This is a genomic window from Gemmatimonas aurantiaca, assembly GCF_037190085.1.
Taxonomy (GTDB): Bacteria; Gemmatimonadota; Gemmatimonadetes; order Gemmatimonadales; family Gemmatimonadaceae; genus Gemmatimonas; species Gemmatimonas aurantiaca_A.
In genome coordinates this window covers 584,474-601,467 of sequence record NZ_JBBCJO010000012.1, presented here as the reverse complement: position 1 = coordinate 601,467, position 16,994 = coordinate 584,474, and the positions used below count along the sequence as shown (strand labels likewise).

The 16,994-nt window shown below is 62.9% G+C and carries 16 protein-coding genes; 13 read left to right on the top strand and 3 right to left on the bottom strand.

Annotated features, from left to right (window positions below; translation table 11 throughout):
* Positions 1-23 precede the first annotated feature (23 nt).
* From WG208_RS17160 to WG208_RS17150, 3 genes are all read left to right on the top strand, one after another.
* Positions 24-1,628: a sigma-54 dependent transcriptional regulator gene (locus WG208_RS17160; protein WP_337172607.1), complete on the top strand. Its 1,605-nt coding sequence runs from the start codon at positions 24-26 to the stop codon at positions 1,626-1,628.
* A 160-nt stretch (positions 1,629-1,788) separates the two neighbouring features.
* A complete protein-coding gene (locus tag WG208_RS17155) occupies positions 1,789-2,748 on the top strand; it encodes a hypothetical protein (protein WP_337172606.1) in 960 nt (319 codons plus the stop codon).
* Positions 2,749-3,086: 338 nt separating this feature from the next.
* Entirely contained in the window at positions 3,087-4,376 is a 1,290-nt protein-coding gene (locus WG208_RS17150; protein WP_337172605.1) for an HD-GYP domain-containing protein, read from the top strand.
* Here the strand turns inward: WG208_RS17150 and WG208_RS17145 are convergent.
* The 3 genes from WG208_RS17145 to WG208_RS17135 all read right to left on the bottom strand — a co-directional run bounded on the left by WG208_RS17145 (position 4,373) and on the right by WG208_RS17135 (position 9,389).
* Complete coding sequence (locus WG208_RS17145; RefSeq protein WP_337172604.1) at positions 4,373-7,648, bottom strand: AAA family ATPase; 3,276 nt, start codon at positions 7,646-7,648, stop codon at positions 4,373-4,375. The genes WG208_RS17150 and WG208_RS17145 overlap by 4 nt on opposite strands.
* Positions 7,649-7,864: 216 nt before the next feature.
* Positions 7,865-8,851 (bottom strand): MoxR family ATPase, encoded by a 987-nt coding sequence (locus tag WG208_RS17140; protein ID WP_337172603.1) that lies wholly within the window; start codon positions 8,849-8,851, stop codon positions 7,865-7,867.
* Positions 8,852-8,999: 148 nt separating this feature from the next.
* A complete protein-coding gene (locus tag WG208_RS17135) occupies positions 9,000-9,389 on the bottom strand; it encodes a BsuPI-related putative proteinase inhibitor (protein ID WP_337172602.1) in 390 nt (129 codons plus the stop codon).
* Positions 9,390-9,744: 355 nt separating this feature from the next.
* On the opposite strand from WG208_RS17135, the gene WG208_RS17130 reads away from it, so the two are divergent.
* The 10 genes from WG208_RS17130 (at position 9,745) to WG208_RS17085 (ending at position 16,990) form a co-directional block, all read left to right on the top strand.
* Entirely contained in the window at positions 9,745-10,056 is a 312-nt protein-coding gene (locus tag WG208_RS17130; protein WP_337172601.1) for an AtpZ/AtpI family protein, read from the top strand.
* A 13-nt stretch (positions 10,057-10,069) separates the two neighbouring features.
* Positions 10,070-10,477: a hypothetical protein gene (locus tag WG208_RS17125; RefSeq protein ID WP_337172600.1), complete on the top strand. Its 408-nt coding sequence runs from the start codon at positions 10,070-10,072 to the stop codon at positions 10,475-10,477.
* Between the two features lie 23 nt (positions 10,478-10,500).
* Positions 10,501-11,490 (top strand): F0F1 ATP synthase subunit A, encoded by a 990-nt coding sequence (gene atpB / locus WG208_RS17120; protein ID WP_337172599.1) that lies wholly within the window; start codon positions 10,501-10,503, stop codon positions 11,488-11,490.
* Between the two features lie 189 nt (positions 11,491-11,679).
* Positions 11,680-11,949 carry an ATP synthase F0 subunit C gene (gene atpE / locus WG208_RS17115; protein ID WP_197525981.1) on the top strand — a complete coding sequence of 90 codons (270 nt, stop codon included), beginning with the start codon at positions 11,680-11,682 and terminating at the stop codon, positions 11,947-11,949.
* A 78-nt stretch (positions 11,950-12,027) separates the two neighbouring features.
* Positions 12,028-12,636 (top strand): F0F1 ATP synthase subunit B, encoded by a 609-nt coding sequence (gene atpF / locus WG208_RS17110; RefSeq protein ID WP_337172598.1) that lies wholly within the window; start codon positions 12,028-12,030, stop codon positions 12,634-12,636.
* Complete coding sequence (locus tag WG208_RS17105) at positions 12,636-13,193, top strand: F0F1 ATP synthase subunit delta (protein WP_337172597.1); 558 nt, start codon at positions 12,636-12,638, stop codon at positions 13,191-13,193. The genes atpF and WG208_RS17105 overlap by 1 nt, the downstream gene beginning before the upstream one ends.
* Positions 13,190-13,567 carry a cupin domain-containing protein gene (locus WG208_RS17100; protein ID WP_337172596.1) on the top strand — a complete coding sequence of 126 codons (378 nt, stop codon included), beginning with the start codon at positions 13,190-13,192 and terminating at the stop codon, positions 13,565-13,567. The genes WG208_RS17105 and WG208_RS17100 overlap by 4 nt, the downstream gene beginning before the upstream one ends.
* Before the next feature lie 144 nt (positions 13,568-13,711).
* Positions 13,712-14,701: a sugar phosphate nucleotidyltransferase gene (locus WG208_RS17095; RefSeq protein WP_337172595.1), complete on the top strand. Its 990-nt coding sequence runs from the start codon at positions 13,712-13,714 to the stop codon at positions 14,699-14,701.
* On the top strand, positions 14,701-16,095 hold the full coding sequence (locus tag WG208_RS17090) for a Gfo/Idh/MocA family oxidoreductase (RefSeq protein WP_337172594.1): 1,395 nt from the start codon (positions 14,701-14,703) through the stop codon (positions 16,093-16,095). The genes WG208_RS17095 and WG208_RS17090 overlap by 1 nt, the downstream gene beginning before the upstream one ends.
* Positions 16,096-16,111: 16 nt before the next feature.
* Positions 16,112-16,990 (top strand): sugar phosphate nucleotidyltransferase, encoded by an 879-nt coding sequence (locus tag WG208_RS17085; RefSeq protein WP_337172593.1) that lies wholly within the window; start codon positions 16,112-16,114, stop codon positions 16,988-16,990.
* The last annotated feature ends 4 nt before the right edge of the window (positions 16,991-16,994 follow it).

Genomic DNA, 16,994 nt, shown 5'->3' with positions numbered 1-16,994 from the left:
AACGGAGCGTCATTGCGATTCTGATGACGGACGTCGAGCCGGCCGTGCGGTTGAATGCCGCACTGGAAGGCGAAGGCGTCGACACCGTCATGATCTCGCCGATGGACGACGTGCGCGGCGAGATCCGTCGCGCCCGTCCGTCCATCGTGGTGCTGACGGGCGCATTGCTCGACGGCGCCAACATCGCGCTGGTGCGGCAGCTGCTGTGGGACAATGTCGCGGTGCTCGGCTTCACCGATGTGAGCGACGCCACGCTGCTCGAGCGACTGCGGGACATCGGGTATGCGGAGACATGGCCGAAGCCCGTCAGCATCGACGAAGTGGTGGATGCGATCCGCCGGCGGCTCGAGCGACGGCGACTGGCCGAACTCACGGGACTCATCGGCGAATCGGCGGCCATTCGTGAAGTGCTCGTGAAGGTCGAGCAGATCGCGCCGGTCTCGAGCACGGTGCTTATCGAAGGGGAGAGCGGCACGGGCAAGGAACTCGTGGCCCGTGCGATTCACCGTCTGAGTCCGCGTCGTGGCAAGCCGTTCATCGCGGTGAATGTGGGTGCGTTGCCGGAGACGCTGCTCGAAAGCGAATTGTTCGGTCACGAGAAGGGTGCGTTCACCGGAGCGGCCGAACGCCGTCTGGGGCGTTTCGAACTGGCGGACACGGGGACGTTGTTCCTCGATGAGATCGGCGAGATCCCGCCGGCCACGCAGGTGAAGCTGCTGCGTGTGCTGGAGGAGCGTGAGGTCACGCGCGTGGGTGGCAGTCAGTCGATTCCGGTGGACGTGCGTGTGGTGGCCGCGACGAACCGACCGCTGCGTGAACATGTCGAAGAAGGCGGATTCCGTGCCGATCTGTTCTACCGGCTCAACGTGCTGAATGTGTATCTCCCGCCGCTGCGTGAACGGCGGGAGGACATTCCCCTGCTGGTGCGCCGCTTCGTGACGGAGTTTTCGGCGTTGCACGATCGCACGTTCCAGGGGATTTCCGCCGACGCACTCGAATTGCTGGTCGAGTATTCGTGGCCGGGCAACGTGCGCGAGTTGCGCAATCTGGTCGAGAGCATGGTGGTGCTGGCGCACGGTCGGGAGATCGTGGCCGACGACATTCCCCGGGCGATTCGGGAGGGCGGTGGACGCCGTTTGTTGCCCGTGCATATCGGCCCGGTGTTGCAGGGCGCCGAGCGGGCACAGGGACGCGAGCTCGAATTCATCGTGCGATCACTGGTCGAGCTCAAGTTGCAGGTGGAAGAGCTGCGGCGTCGCATGGATGTGGAGACGCGTGTCGTCCCCGCGCCTGCCGGGATGGCCGGCGGGTGGGTTGGCGAGGTGCGTCCGGCGTCCGTGCTGACGGGGCACGAGGAGCTGGCGGGACCGGCCTATGCCGGCGGGTTGGGCCGCGGCATCGAACCCCGGGATCAGAACCCGCCTCCGGCCGTGATCACGCTGGGGCTGGGCATGACGATGGCGGAAATCGAGCGGGTGGCCATCCAGGCCGCGCTTCGGGAAACCGGCGGCAATCGGCGGAAGGCCGCCGAGCAGCTGGGGATCGGGGAGCGGACGCTATACCGGAAGTTGCGGGAGTACGAGGGGGAGGAAGGGGCCGACGGAGCCGCTTCCCTCGACGAAACTTGAGGTATCGAGGTCTACATTCATGCGGGACAAGTGGTTGGAAGATCGTGAGCCTTGCTACAATGCGATCTCGGCCACATATTTGCCTCGTTGACAGCCGGAGCGTGCGCTCCGGTTCGCCTTCGCCGCGGAGCTCAGCCTGTCCATTCCCGTCAATTTCGGCATGACCTCCCCACCCGCGACCGCTGGAACGATCGCAGGGAGTGTGCTTCCCATCCGGCGAGCCGAGGAGTTGATCCAGACGCTTCCGGGCGTCCTGTCGGTTCGCATCGTACCAAATGAGACGGGCGCGATCGACGAAATTCACGTCCTCACGACAGATCAGGTGCTTCCGAAGCACACGGTGCGGAACATCGAGAGTGCGCTGATGGCGCAGCTCGGGCTCCGTGTGAACCATCGGAAGGTTTCCATCGCCACGACGCTCGACGCGCCCAGGGCCGCGGATGTGTCGTCGGTCGGTCCGCTTTCGGGGATGAGCGGTCTCGCAGCGGTGTCGGGTGGTGCGCCCCCCATCATGCCCACCTCGGTGCCATCGCCGGTGACTGTCCCGGCCACTGGCGCTCCGGCATCTCCGTCCGACGCCGCCGTGGGCGGGGCGGTGGAGGGCCGATTGCCTGCCGGGGGCGTGGAAGTCCGGAGTGGCCCTGAGCGCGGCGCACGGGAAAGTGCCCTGAACCGAACTGAGTCGTCTACACCCGTAGTGTCCCGTCCCGGCACGGAGCTGGGCCGGCGGTTGCTGATCTTCGAGGACGTCGAAGTCCGGCGATCGCGCGCGCGTGGGGTGACCTGCCTGGTCACGTTGTCGCGTGAAGGGCAGACGTACGTGGGTGAAGCGGACGGTCAGGAAACGGAGCGTTCCCGGATCGAGTTGGCGGCGCGGGCTACGGTGCAGGCGATTGCCGCCTCGCGTGGTTCCCCGGGTGGCGAGCGAGGGCTCGGCCTGGAGGGCGCGACGCTGATCGAAGCCTTCGATCGGGAATTCGTTTTCGTGAGCATTGCCGTACGGATCGGTCGTGAACCCGTGGTGCTGACAGGGAGTTGCGAAGTGCGGGAGACCGCGGAGACGAGCGCCGTTCTGGCGGTGCTCGACGCGACCAACCGCTGGTTGTATCTGGACAGATAGGACGCCGCCGACGGTGTCCGTCCACCGACCTTCATTCGTCCGTATTCGACGAACCATCACGTTGTCCCCGTCAACCGTCGTAGAGCGGAGCTGAGCGGGCAGGCCAAGCAGTAGGAGCGGAGCCAACCATAAGAGAGCACGCGGTGTTCCGAGCGGAACGCGCGTGACTGCCTAACGGGAGGTGACGCAGAATGGAGTTCCTGGCCGAGCTCGTGGATGCACTCTTGTCGTTCGTTTTGGCTGACCTCAAGCTCTGGGGCTGACCCTTAGCTTGGTTGACGGGGCCACACTTTACAAAGTCGATGAAGACAAGCGTAATCGCCTACGTATACGCGATCGTGGCAGCTGCAGCTGCCTCGCTTGTCGGGCTCTATTTCTATCAACCCCAGGTAGAGCTGTCTCTCCTTGCGGGAGCAGGCTGGCTCACGCTCGTTGCCTTTCTTGGAACGATTCTGAGCTACCGAGTCCAGGGCAGCACCTTCGGTGCTGTCTCTTTCATCCCATTTCTTACAGCATTTGTTCTGTATCCATCTTGGGCCACCGTAGGAATTGTCGGTGCATCGGCAATGGTGGCGGAATTGATAAAGCCCAAAATGGCTATCAAGCGCGCTTTCAATGTTAGTCAGATCGTGCTTGCGGGGTGTATCTCTAGCGCATGCTATTTGCTACTCGGCGGTCGCGCGCTGCAGATCGATCCTAGCTTCCAGCCTATACCACACATAGCTGCGGTCGTTGTTTTTCTTCTGGTGAACACCCTTGCTGTCGCTGCTGTCATCGGACTAGCTGAGGGGAAGAGCATCATAAAGACCTGGGCGGGCGGCAATTCAGCAGGATTGGTCTACGACATTGTCGCTATTCCGGGTGTCTTCGCTTTCGCCAGAGCCTATGTTGACTGGGGAGGGTGGGGTGTTGGAGTTCTTTGCGCACTTATTCTTGGCCTGAGACTCACCTATCAGTCTAAGCATCAGCTGGAGACGACTAATAAGGAGCTATTGGAGCTCTTTGTTCATACTGTCGAGTTTCGAGACCCCTACACCTCCGGTCATTCTCAGCGTGTAAGTCGGTATTCCAGGATCATCGCCCAGGTCGTGGGACTGACGCCAAAGGAGATAGATCGAATTTCGATCGCCGCGTTGCTGCATGATGTTGGTAAAATCCATGAAATCTTCGCACCGATTTTGATGAAGCCTGGTCGGCTAACTCCAGAAGAAAGAGCCATCATGGAACTTCATCCAATCAAGAGCGCAGAGCTCGTTGCGAAGATTTCAGATCTCCAAGATATCGTCCCGTCGGTTCGGCATCATCACGAAAACTGGGATGGAACGGGCTATCCCGATCAATTGAAGGGGAAAGAAATCCCTCTAGGTTCACGAATCATCATGTTCGCTGACACGATTGATGCGATGACTACGGATCGTCCATATCGAAAAGCTTTGGGTGAAGCTGAAGTCCGCGAGGAGTTGCGGAAGTTCAGGGGCATTCAGTTCGATCCAGATATCTGCGATGCACTGGTAGGATCGCCTGATTTCCGCAGACTCTTTGATAGCTCCGATTCTGGTAAAGTTCACTCGCTCACGCAGATCCTGGAGATCGTGAGAAAGCGAGTAAAGACTCCCGCCGTTGCTTAGTCGCTGCATTGAGCACGAGCCTCTTCTCGTGCGCGCTGGAGTGCAACGGATAGCGGCCCAAGCTCCCTCCGCAGCCGATTGGAATACTCCTCAATAAAGTCGCACGCACGACGATACTCCTTCTTTCGAACAAGAGTCGCGGCGATGGTGGACGTGAGGTAGTCACTCGTTCCAAAACTCGCCGTGCGGCGATGCTTTTCCATCGCCGCAGCGATCAAGGCTTCACTCGGCTCCCAACTGAGATCCAGCAACGAGACACCTAGCTCAAGAGCAACGACGTATGCGCTTGCCTTTGTGGTTGGTATCCTTGGAAGTGAGGATCGTACTTCGTGCAAAAACGTATTCGCGTCATGGTACATGCCAGCTTCTATTGCCATATGGCAGTAGTGAGCGGTTAAGAAGTTCGTAGATATTGGATCGTCGTTAGATCTGACTAAAGATCTCAGCTGACCGGTCCAGTATCCAAGCTCAGAGTCGTTCCCCGTGTCGAGTTGCATTTGGGAAAGCTGCCATGCGGGATATAGCGCAAGCTTCGGCGCATCCACCGATAGAGCCATTGTGAACGACAGTCGCAAGGCTTCTTCTGCCTCGGGGAGCTTCCCGCAGATTCTTAGTGCATAGGCGGCGCGTCCAATGTCCTGCGCAGCATGACTGGATGCTTCATGTCTCGATAGACGACGAATCATGTCTCTTGCCGTGCGCTCGGCTGCGAATAGGTCGCCAAAGATCGTATGGTATAGTAGTGAGAGGCGTTGGAACTGTTCGTCAGCTAGCTCTTCAAGATTCATATTGCTCTTGACCGCAGCATAGCACATGGACGCAATTGAGTTGTCGCAAGTATTGGCAGCTATCGTTAGGCCAATCTCAGCCGCCCGAGTTCTAGTCGATGGTGCCAAGTGCTGTAGGCCGACGAGAGTACCGCAGATCCTTGCGAGTTCATCGCGGTCGGCGAGCACATCGGCTCGATAGGCTGAATCCAGTGTAGAGAGCAACTCGTCAACGGCCGGCTCGGCAAGGGACTCAAGATTCGATGGCACAATGTATCCCCCGGGTGCATGAAGAAGAGCCCGGCCATATTCTCCCACATCAAGTCGCAATCTGGCGCACAGTTTTTCAACGTGATCTCTCAGTTCTGCATCTGCAAGCGAGATGTCTAGGGATTCAAGAAGTGTGAGGAGCGCCTTAGGGCGACCAGCCTGGATAAGATCTCTAGTGTGCGCAATCGCTAGTGAAGCACAACGCTCTTCACTTCCTGCACTGGCGTAGTGATACAATGCGTCGATGATGAGTGGAGCCTCAGGAGAGGATCTGAATTCCTCCTCCAAGCTTCGAGCAATCGCAAGATGGATGGTGGCTTTAGCGAGGCCTTGGAGCCGTTCCGTAGCGGCACGACCAATCAACTCATGAGTCACGACCATCGCGGCTTGAGCTCTCGAGAGACATCCCGCCTCCTGCAGTTGCTCTAGTGCATTGATCAGTTCATGAGTCGGAAGCTCCAAAACACGGCCAACCCGATCAACGGAGGCGAGTTTCCCGAGCACACAGACTGTCTGCATTGCCCTCAAGGCATGAGGATGCAACCGATCAATTCTGTGCTCGAGAAGAGCCTGCAATGTGGGAGGAATCCCCCCGGCATCGCCCGTCTCGATCCAGTGGTTCACTAGTGCTCGCAGAGCCAACGGACTACCTTCGCACGCGTCAATTATCCAACGCTCGGTCCCGGCATCCATTGTGGCGGCGTAGTCTTCACCTATCGCCCGAGCGAGCTTCAGGCTGGCAAGCGAAGACAAGGCAGGGATTGCGCGGATACCTAGGTTCGCTGGAATCCTATTTGGACGTTGAGCCAGGATTTGTCTTGAACGTGAGGTGATGACAAGAAAGACGCGCATGGACAGAATACGTTGTATAAGGTCAGCTATGCCGTCCCATGAATCACTATCCATCCAGTGAGAATCTTCGATGGAAATGAGTAGAGGGCGTTCCTCCGAAACGGCGCCAACGATGTCGACAATCGCATGGCGGATCGACTGTGTACGGACATTGCGAAGAGTCTCTTCTAATCGGAGTGTCCCGTTCGATTGGCGAAGATCATCTGTTGAAGAGCACTCGGTACTTGGAGTTATCGTGAGCTCTCCATCCCGCTCCCCCACCAACCGCTTCAACACCGCCATGCTCTCCGGCGAACATCCGAGCGCGCCGGGGCTCGACAACAGTTCCGGCAACGCTTCCAGGAACACACTCAGCGGACGCTGTAGGTCGGTCTCACGACACTCGATGCAGATCTCGCGATAGCCTTCGATCTGCGCGACCTTCGCAAGTTCGGTCACCAGCCGGGTCTTCCCGATGCCGGCGGGGCCATGCAGCAACACGGCACTCCCATCGTGCCAGCGCGCCCGCCGCATCGACATCGTCAATTCGGCCAGTTCCTGCTCCCGGCCCACGAAGTGCCGTTCGGTGACGGCCAGCGATGGACGACGGCGCGCCGGCGGCTCGGTGAATCGCTTGCGCAACAACTGCGCGGGCAGACGGATGTCACCGGCGTAAGGACCGAGTTCGGCCAGATACCGGTCCAGCATCGCGACGGCTTCCATCTTGCCGCCGGCAAGCATGGTGCATTCGGCCAGCGCGAGCGTCGCGTCCTCGTTCAGGGGATCGAACTGCAGCAGCCAGCGCGACAGCACTTCCGTCGCGCCCCAGTCGGCACGCTCCCGGCGCTGCCGCAGTATCTCCACCAGCACACGACGCACGTCGCCGTGCACCGTTTCCCTCGTCTGCTCGATCCACTGCCCGAAGACCGGACTGCACGACACGAATCCCGGCAGGAAGATGCCGAAGGGTTCGTCGCCCCGCGTGATGTCGCGGTCGAAACGCTCCAGATCCCGCTCGACGGAGAACGTGCGCAGCACCTGCTCGCGCGCCAGCTGCACCGTCTCGCCCCGCAGGGCGATGTCCACCTGCATGCCGCGCAGCTTGTACAGCGCCTGCCGCAGATTGCCCCGCTGACGGGTCGTCATCTGGTCCGGCCAGAGTTCCGACAGCAGGATGTCGCGCGGAATGCTCATCCCGGGCGTGTGCACGAGGCGCAGCAGGATGGCAAACACCACTTCGGACTGCGCGCTGATGATCTGCTCGCCCACCAGGATCCGGGCGGCACCCAGGCTCTGCACGCGGATACGCGGCCGCCCGTCCTCGGCGATGGTTTCCGGTGTCGTTCGGCGCGGAGGACGGGGGATTTCTCCGTCCGCGCGCAGCAGATCGTGTTCTCGCATCATCACATTGCCTCCTCTGGGCCACTCACCGCCATCCCCGGGACGTCCGGCCTTGTCGAGCCCCGTCTTCCCAAAGAACCTGCCGCTGTCAGCGACGTGTCATTTCAATCGACGGCCACGATCCGCCCGATTCCCGGGATACTCCCATCCACATACGAGAGCGGGAGACCGCGGTTCTCCCGCGATCCCCCGCTCTGCGTCAGCCCGCTCGTCCCAGATTCAGGACGGGAATTCGATCAACGACTCCTTCGCAATTCCGTCCGCTTCGGCCTGGAAGTTCACGACCAGGCGGTGCCGCAGGACGCCCTTCGCCACACCCCGCACGTCCTCGATGTCCGGCATCGCCCGGCCGTCCATCGCCGCCCGGGCCTTCGCGCCCAGCACCAGGTACTGCGAGGCACGCGGGCCGGCACCCCAGCTCACGTACTTCTTCACCCGCGCGGTCGCTTCCGGCGCGTCGGGACGGGTGCTCCGCACCAGCTGCACGGCGTACTGCACCAGACTCGGCGGCGCCGGCAGACGACGCACCAGCCGCTGCAGCTCGAGCAGTTCGGCGCCGCCGAGGACCGGCTTCACCGCGCCCTGCGTGTCGCCGGTGGTGGAGAGTACGATCTGCTCCTCCTCCTCGCGCGTGGGGTAGCCGACCGTGAGCTCGAACATGAACCGGTCGAGCTGCGCTTCGGGCAGCGGATACGTGCCTTCCTGCTCGATGGGGTTCTGTGTGGCGAGCACGAAGAACGGCCGCGGCAGATCGTACGTGCGTCCGGCCACGGTCACCGTCCGTTCCTGCATGGCCTGCAGCAGGGCTGCCTGGGTCTTTGGCGGGGCGCGGTTGATTTCGTCGGCCAGCACCATGTTGCCGAACACCGGACCGGGGGCGAAGCGGAACGCGCGTTTGCCGGTACCCGGTTCTTCTTCCATGAGCTCGGTGCCCGTGATGTCGCTGGGCATCAGATCCGGCGTGAACTGCACACGCGAGAAGCTCAGATCGAGGGCCTGCGAGACCGTCTGCACGAGCAGGGTCTTGGCGAGTCCGGGCACGCCCACCAGGACGGCGTGTCCTCCGGCCAACAAGGCCGTCACCAGATCATCGACGACGTGGGCCTGTCCTACAATGCGCTGCGCAATCTGTTGCCGCAGTTCCCGCCGCGCCGCCGCAAGGCGATCGAGCAACGCGAGATCGTTGGCGTCCGGGGATGGAGTCACGAGGAAACGTGAAGGTGGGGGCCGCGGCCACGGGGGCCGGAAACGATAACGGACGCCTGCGGGCGTCCGTTGCCGACTCGAAGGAATGTACCGCGGGGCCGCGTCAGCGGTACGTCCCGCGGGACATGCCGCGCGCCCGCTGCGCGGATCAGCGCAAGGCGAAGTCCACGCGCTGCTGCACCGGGTAGTTCTCACTCCGGAGCTGCGCGACGAGGGTGTAGCGACCGGGCGCGTCGGGGGACCAGCGTTCACGATAGACGGCCGAATCATGCGCGTCGAGCAGACGATTCTGCATGGCCTGTGTGAAGAGACGGCCGGCGCTCCAGCGCCAGACTTCCCGTCCGGTGGTATCGAGCACGACAAAATCGTGCGTCCGGCCATCGGGAAAATTGAGTTCCACCCGCTTGGTGGATGCATTCGTCACTTCGATCGCAAAGCGGACCGCCCCGTTGACGGTGTCGACCCTCACGTGCGAAACCACGCCCCGGTCCGTGCCGGTTCTGGCGGCCGCGGCCGCCGCCGCCCTGAGTCCGGCCATGGGGCGAGCGTTTGCCACCGGGTTCGGCGTTCGCGGACTGCACGCGAAGACGAGCCCAGCCGCTGCCAGCAGTGGAACGGTGATGCGCCAGAGCATCAGAACAGGGGGCGAATTGTCGGAGAGTGACGCCGGATACCGAACCTCAGCATCGACATACGGTTGGACGATCGGCGGTCACATTTCGATACGGCGCCACGTTATTAACCCCGGTCTCGCCTGTCAAGGGCCCATTCTCATCCTAAGTGACGATATGACTTTGTCTTTCAGGATTGTGACCAAATATCGGCATCTGTTCGGTTTCGGTCAGAATGATCGCTTGCGAAAAATTTCACAAGCGTCTAGCTTCCGCCCCCGAATGGCAGAAAATCCGCATCGTTCCACGCCGCGTTCTCCGGATCGCTCCACGCGTGATTCCAGACCATCGGGGGAAGTCTCACCGTGGGCACTGGCCGGTCTCGGGATGCAGTTTTTTGCCGCGATTCTGTTGTTCGTGTACGCCGGCAACTGGCTGGATCGCCGGCTGGGCACGGCACCACTGTTTCTGCTCGGTGGTGTGTTGGTCGGTGGGGGTGGGGCTTTTTACTCGGGCTATCGGCGATTGACCGCGGCGCAGCGCGAACCTCGCGCTTCACACGACGATCGCGACGACTCGACACCGGAACACTGAGGACGATCGCTCGATGACGAACGCGTCGCTGACGAATCCGTCGGACAACGATCGCCCCGGTACGACGGGGATGCTCACCGCCATCGTGCGGTTCACGGTCGCGCAGGTGATGCTGGTGATCCTCTGTGTGTACGTGATGCAGACGTTCGTGTGGACCGATCCGGCGTCGGTGCGGGCCGTGCAGGCGAGCGCGTGGCTCGCGGTCATCGTGCAGACGTTCACCTTCGCCATCGCGCGGCTGGTGGCGCGGCAACAGGTGATCGCCGGATGGGGACTGGGCGTGCTGCTGCGTTTCGCGTCCGTGGCGTTCTGGGGATTTCTCGGAATCAAGGCGCTGGGGTTGGTCGCAGGTCCGGCGTTGCTGTCCTTGGTGGTGTTCTACTTCCTCTCGACACTCGTCGAGCCGCTCTTTCTGAACTGACGTCTCAAACCCGGATGCAGTCGATGATCCGTTCGTTGTCCCGACTGGCCCGCCTGAGCGCGGTCTTCGCTGGTGCCGCCCTCATGCTGGCCGCCACGCCGCTGCCGGCGCTGGCGCAGGAGCACGAGGCCGCTGCGGCCGCCGCGACTTCGCATGGTGGCGAACACGCCGCCGGCCCGGTCGATATCATCACGCCGCACATCACCGACGGGCATCATCTCGAGCTGCCGTACTGGAAGGCGCCGTTCTACAAGGAAATCGAGCTGCCGCACTGGGAGCCGGTGCACATCGGCGGGCTCACGCTCGATCTCTCGCCCACCAAGCACGTGGTCTTCATGATCGCGTCCGCGCTGATCGTGGCCATCGCGCTCATCACCGCCGCGTCCCGGTCGCGTCAGCAGCATGCCAGCAAAGGCCGCTCGCACGGGTTCGCGGGCACCATCGAAGCCATGGCGCTCTACCTCCGCAACGAGGTCGTGCTGCCGAACGTGGGACATCACGGTGAAGCTTTCGTGCCGTTCGCGCTCACGCTCTTCTTCTTCATCCTGACCTGCAATCTGTTCGGGATGATTCCGTACGGTTCGACGGCCACGGGCAATATCTCCGTGACCGCCACGCTGGCCATCATCACCGCCATCGTCGTCGAGCTCGCGGGCATCCGCGCCAACGGGCTCGGGTACCTCAGCACGATCTTTTACTGGAACAAGGATCTGCCGTTCCCCATGCGCGTCGTCATGTTCTTCGTGATGTCGCCGGTCGAAATGGTGGGCAAGATCTCCAAGCCGTTCGCGCTCACGATCCGTCTATTCGCCAACATGACGGCCGGACACATCGTGCTCCTGGCGCTCATCGGTCTCATCTTCGCCTTCCAGAGCTGGGCGCTGGCCGGCGTGCCGGTGCTCATGGCTGTGGCCATCAGCATGCTCGAACTGTTCGTGAGTTTCCTGCAGGCGTTCATCTTCACGCTGCTCGCCTGCGTGTTCATCGGACAGATCCGCGAAGCGCATCACTAGACGCATCACTGTTTCCGTTTTTGTTGAAGCGTGCGTCGCGGCACTCCCTCGCGATGCACGTCGTAGCCGGTCGAGCGACCGGTGACACCCGTTGAGCCTCATCGCTCGCTGACGGGATACGCGGACCGGAGTGTCCGTCGGGAGTGCAGGACCACAACGACTACGACTCGGAGTAATACGATGGAAATCATGGGTCTCCTCCAGGCCGCCGCGCCGGTGGTGCAGGATCCGAAGGGCCTCGCGATGATCGGTGCCGGTATCGCCGCCGGTGGTGCCGTGATCGGCGCCGGCCTGGGTATCGGCCGCATCGGTGGTTCGGCCGTGGAAGGCATGGCGCGTCAGCCCGAAGCGGCTGGCCGCATCCAGACGGCTGCGCTCATCCTGGCCGCGCTCATCGAAGGCGCCGCGTTGTTCGGCGTCGTGATCGGCTTCCAGATCCAGGGCAAGATCACGTTCTGATCCGACTGCGTGTGGGGCGTCCGATCCGAACGGACGCCGGGCGCCCCACGTGCTTCCTTCATCTCCGTGGACCTTTCCATGTTCGCTCTTTCTGCACGCCGTCTCGGTGCCCGCCTCGGCGTGCTTGCCGTTGCTCAATTGATGATCGCCACGCCCGTCTTCGCCTCCGAGGCGCAGGGTGGGTCGGTGAACCTGCTCGAGCCCAATGCCGGCTTGATGTTCTGGACGCTGGTCATCTTCCTGCTGCTCTGCGTCGTGCTCGCGAAGTTCGCGTTCAAGCCGCTGTTCGCCGCCGTCGAGGCGCGTGAGAAGGCGCTCGAGGACGCCATCGAAGGCGCCAAGCGTGACCGGGCCGAGGCCGAGGCCGTGCTCGCGCAGCAGCGCGCGCAGCTCGAGAATGCCCGCAACGAAGCGCAGGCGATCATCGCCGACAGCCGCGGTGTGGCGGAGAAGATGCGCGCCGATCTGCTCGCGCAGACCAAGCATCAGCAGGAAGAGATGATCGAGCAGGCGCGTCGCGCCATCGAGAGCGAGAAGGCTTCGGCTATCGCCGACCTGCGTCGCGAAGCGATCGATCTCGCCATCGCCGGGGCGTCGCGTGTCATCGAGCAGAACCTCGATTCGGCGGGCAACCGCAAGATCGTGGAAAGCTTCCTCGCGTCGCTCGACAGCAAGGCGGCGCGCTGATGTCGGCCGGCGTGCAGGGCGAATCCGTCGCGCGCAACTACGCCGAGGCGCTGCTGGCGCTGGCCGGCCAGAGCAACGAAGCCGAGGCGTGGGGCGGTCTGCTCCGTCAGGTGGCCAACGCGATCACGGACGATGTGCATCTCGCGCGCTTCCTCGAGTCGCCGCGCATTGCGGCGGTGCAGAAATCGGACGTGCTCGCGAAGGCACTGGGCGATCACGTGCCGCGCCTCTTCCTCCGCTTCCTGCAGCAGCTCGTGAAGAATCGCCGGCAGATGCTCATTCCGGTGATCGCCACGGAATACGAGACGCTGCGTGATGCCGCCAACGGCGTCGTGCATGCGCGCGTCACCGTGGCGCGCGAGACCGGCGACGAAGAAACGCGGATGATCGCCGACCGCCTCTCCAAGGCCATCGGCAAGACGGTCGTGCCGCACCTCGCGGTCGATCCGGCCATCCTGGGCGGTGTGATCGTGCGCATGGGCGACACCGTCATGGACGGCTCGTTGCGTCGCAAGCTCGGGCTGCTGCGCCGTCGCATGGGAGCGAAGCGCGCGTGAGCGGCCGGGTGGAGGTGCGACACGTCCCCAAACCCTGGGGGCACGAGACGATCTGGGCCCATACCGATCGTTACGTCGGCAAGATCCTTCACATCAACGCCGGGCAGGCGCTCTCGGTGCAGTACCACGAGCGCAAGGACGAGACGGTCTACCTGTTGCAGGGGGAGATGAAGTACTGGGTGCAGCTTCCGGGCGATACGGAACTGCGCGACCAGCGCCTCACCACGGGACAGTCGTTCCGCATCACGCCCGGCACGATCCACTACATGGAAGCCGTGACCGATTGTGATGTGCTCGAAGCCAGCACGCCGGAACTGGACGACGTGGTCCGTCTCAAGGACCGATACGGACGGGAAGGCACCAGCGCCCCCTGACCCCGGGTTCTCTGTCCGGTCTCGACAGTGATCGACAGCGGCGACGCCCCTCCCGGGGGGCGTCGCCGTTCTGCATCTTGGGACGATGAGCGCCGACACGGTGGCGCGACGATGTGTCCCACCGAACCTCCAGCCCAGAACATCATGAAGGTCATCATCCCGCTCGCCGGTAAAGGCACACGACTCCGTCCGCACACGCACGTGGTGCCGAAGCCGATGCTCAAGGTCGCGGGGCGCCCCGTCATGAGCTACGTGATGGACGATGTCATGCGCCTCGGCAACGTGGAGCAGGTGGTCTACATCACCGGGCATCTCAAGGACAAAGTCGAGGAATACACCCGGCGGACGTACGCGATTCCCAGTGTGTTCATCGAACAGGCCGTGCAGGACGGCACGGCCGGCGCCGTGGCCCTGGCCAGGCCCCATGTGGATCAGCCGGTGCTCATCATCTTCGTGGACACGATCTTCGACGCCGATCTGGGCATCACGAAGGACACCGATGCCGACGGCATCATCTGGACGAAGGAAGTCGAGGACTATCAGCGTTTCGGCGTGGTGGTCACCGACGCCGACGGCCACATGACCCGCATCGTGGAGAAGCCGAAGGAGCCGATCTCCAAACGGGCCAACATCGGTCTCTACTACATCCGCAACTGGAAGCTGCTGTACGAAGGCATCGATCACGTGCTGACGACCGCGCCGAACAAGGGCGAGTGGTATCTCACCGACGCCTTCCAGTACATGATCGACAAGGGCGCGAAGATCAAAGTCGTGGATGTGGACGGCTGGTACGACGCGGGGCAGCTCGAGACGCTGCTCGCCACCAACCGCACCATGCTCGAGAAGGGCCGCGCGCGCCATCCGGCCACGCTCGGTCCGGGCGCGACCATCGTGGAGCCGGTCTATATCGAAGACGGGGTCACGATCGAACACGCGACCGTGGGCCCCAACGTGTCGATCGGCACGGGCAGCACGATCCGCCACGCCACCGTGCGCGATACCGTGGCCGGTGACGGCGTGCAGATTGCCAATGCCGCACTGCACGACTCGTTCCTCGGCGACCAGGTGGTGGTGGACGGGGTGCAGGGGCGCATGACACTGGGGGATCACTCCGAACTGCGAGGCGACCGCTGATGTCGGAAGACGGTACGGTTTCGAGACGCACACTGCTCGGTGGCGCCGCGGCGGTTGCCGCGACCGCGCTCGTGGGAACGCCGGCCCGTCTGCTGGCGAGCACGGATGACTGGCGGGTGGATCTGTTCGCGCCCGTACCGTCGGACAACGGCACCATGCTCGGCGTGCCCTTCGAGAAGCACGAGGTGATTCGTATCGCGATCGTGGGCACGGGACTTCGCGGTCGTTCGGTGTTGCGCGAACTGCTGGCCATCGAGGGCGTGGAGATCACGGCGCTGGCCGACATCGTGCCTGACAAGGCGCAGCGTGCGGTCGACATGGTCACGAAGGCCGGCAAAAAAGCGCCGGCGGTTTATACGAATGGCGAGCGCGATTTCGAACGACTGATGGAACGCCACGACATCGACTTCGTGTACACCGCCACGCCGTGGCCCTGGCACACGCCCGTGATGCTGGCAGCACTGCGCAATGGCAAACACTGCGCCAGTGAAGTGCCCATCGCGATGAGCGTGGAAGACTGCTGGAAGTTGGTGGAGGCGTCGGAAAAAGCCCGCCGTCACTGTCTCATGATGGAGAACTGCTGCTACGGCAACAGCGAACTGTCGGTGCTGCGCATGGTACGGGAAGGGGTCTTCGGCACGCTGCTGCATGCGGAAGCCGCGTATCTGCACGATCTGCGCAGCATCCTCTTCGAGGATCGTGACGAAGGCCTGTGGCGTCGCATTCCGCACACCGAGCGCGATGCCAACTTCTATCCCACGCATGGGCTGGGACCGGTGGCGCAGTACCTCGGCATCCATCGCGGCGACCGGTTCGACTACATGGTGTCGATGTCGTCTCCCGAAGCCGGTCTCAGTGAATGGCGGGAGGACAAGGTGCCGAAAGACAGCCCGAAGTGGCAGGAACGGTACCGCGCCGGCGATCTGAACTCGTCGCTGATCAAGACGGCGAAGGGCCGCACCATCCTGTTGCAACACGATGTGGTGAACCCGCGTCCCTATTCGCGTCTCAACAATCTCCAGGGGTCGAAAGCCATCTTCAACGACTACCCGCCCCGCCTGTACATCGACGGCGCGCCCGGTGGTGAACGATGGACGCCGCTCGCCGATCTCAAAGGCCAGTACGAACATCCCCTGTGGACGGCCGTCGGTGAGATGGCCCGGCAGGGCGGCCACGGCGGGATGGACTTCGTGATGGCGTATCGCCTCGTGCAGTGCATGCGCGAGGGACTGGCTCCCGACTTCGATGTGTACGACGCGGTGGCGTGGAGCGTGCCGTTCCCCCTCAGCGAGCAGTCGATGAAGAAGGGCAGTGCGCCGATCAAGTTCCCCGATTTCACCCGCGGGGCGTGGAAGACCTCCACGGCGCCGCAGGGACCGAAAACCACGCCCTGAGACTTCGCGTACTCTGATGATCCGTACGGCCGTGATCATGGCGCGGGGGCTTGGCACACGCATGCGCCGGGCCGATACCGCGGCCACACTCGATGCGAAGCAGGCGGCCGTCGCGGATACCGGCGCCAAGGGCATGATTCCCATCGGGCGTCCGTTTCTGGAGTACCTGCTCTCGGCGCTGGCGGATGCCGGCATCACCCGCGTGGTGCTGGTGGTGGCGCCCGGTGCCGATCCCATTCGTCATCACTTCACCACCGTGGCTCCTCCGCATCGGGTACAGGTGGAGTTTGCCGAGCAGCCCGAACCCATCGGTACGGCCGATGCGGTGGTGCGCGCTGCCGCAGTGGTGGGGCACGAGCCATTCCTCGTGCTCAACGCGGACAACTACTATCCGGTCGCCGCGTATGCCGCACTTGCCGCCGAGACATCGGCTGGTGTCGCCGCATTCGATCGGGATGCGCTCGTGCGCGAGGGCAATATCGACGCCGAACGGGTGCGTGCGTACGCGGTGCTCGATATCGCCACCGATGTCCAATCCGCTGGCCTATCCGATGTTCGACCCGATGCACGATCCGCTCCCGCAAAGACCAGCCTCACCGCTCGTCTGCGCGGCATCGTGGAGAAACCCGGTGAATCGCTCGATCTGAACAGCCCCGCGGCGCGGTGGGTGGGCATGAATCTGTGGGCGGTGACACCGGCCATCGTGGATGCCTGCCGACGCGTACCGCGATCGCGTCGCGGAGAATTCGAATTGCCGGAAGCCGTTGGCCTCGCGTTGTCGGAGGGCGTCGAGGTTCGGGTCGTCTGCATGACCGCGCCGGTGCTCGATCTGTCGCAACGCAGTGACATCGCCACGGTCGCGCGGCACCTGCACGATGTGGTACCCCGTCCGTGATCGT

What these genes read in the sequence shown, in the direction of transcription:
- WG208_RS17160 (WP_337172607.1), top strand. Translation starts at nt 24, where the DNA reads ATGACGGACGTCGAGCCGGCCGTGCGGTTGAATGCCGCACTGGAAGGC.
- WG208_RS17155 (WP_337172606.1), top strand. Translation starts at nt 1,789, where the DNA reads ATGACCTCCCCACCCGCGACCGCTGGAACGATCGCAGGGAGTGTGCTT.
- WG208_RS17145 (WP_337172604.1), bottom strand. Translation starts at nt 7,648, where the DNA reads ATGATGCGAGAACACGATCTGCTGCGCGCGGACGGAGAAATCCCCCGT.
- WG208_RS17135 (WP_337172602.1), bottom strand. Translation starts at nt 9,389, where the DNA reads ATGGCCGGACTCAGGGCGGCGGCGGCCGCGGCCGCCAGAACCGGCACG.
- WG208_RS17130 (WP_337172601.1), top strand. Translation starts at nt 9,745, where the DNA reads ATGGCAGAAAATCCGCATCGTTCCACGCCGCGTTCTCCGGATCGCTCC.
- WG208_RS17125 (WP_337172600.1), top strand. Translation starts at nt 10,070, where the DNA reads ATGACGAACGCGTCGCTGACGAATCCGTCGGACAACGATCGCCCCGGT.
- atpB (WP_337172599.1), top strand. Translation starts at nt 10,501, where the DNA reads ATGATCCGTTCGTTGTCCCGACTGGCCCGCCTGAGCGCGGTCTTCGCT.
- atpE (WP_197525981.1), top strand. Translation starts at nt 11,680, where the DNA reads ATGGGTCTCCTCCAGGCCGCCGCGCCGGTGGTGCAGGATCCGAAGGGC.
- atpF (WP_337172598.1), top strand. Translation starts at nt 12,028, where the DNA reads ATGTTCGCTCTTTCTGCACGCCGTCTCGGTGCCCGCCTCGGCGTGCTT.
- WG208_RS17105 (WP_337172597.1), top strand. Translation starts at nt 12,636, where the DNA reads ATGTCGGCCGGCGTGCAGGGCGAATCCGTCGCGCGCAACTACGCCGAG.
- WG208_RS17095 (WP_337172595.1), top strand. Translation starts at nt 13,712, where the DNA reads ATGAAGGTCATCATCCCGCTCGCCGGTAAAGGCACACGACTCCGTCCG.
- WG208_RS17090 (WP_337172594.1), top strand. Translation starts at nt 14,701, where the DNA reads ATGTCGGAAGACGGTACGGTTTCGAGACGCACACTGCTCGGTGGCGCC.
- WG208_RS17085 (WP_337172593.1), top strand. Translation starts at nt 16,112, where the DNA reads ATGATCCGTACGGCCGTGATCATGGCGCGGGGGCTTGGCACACGCATG.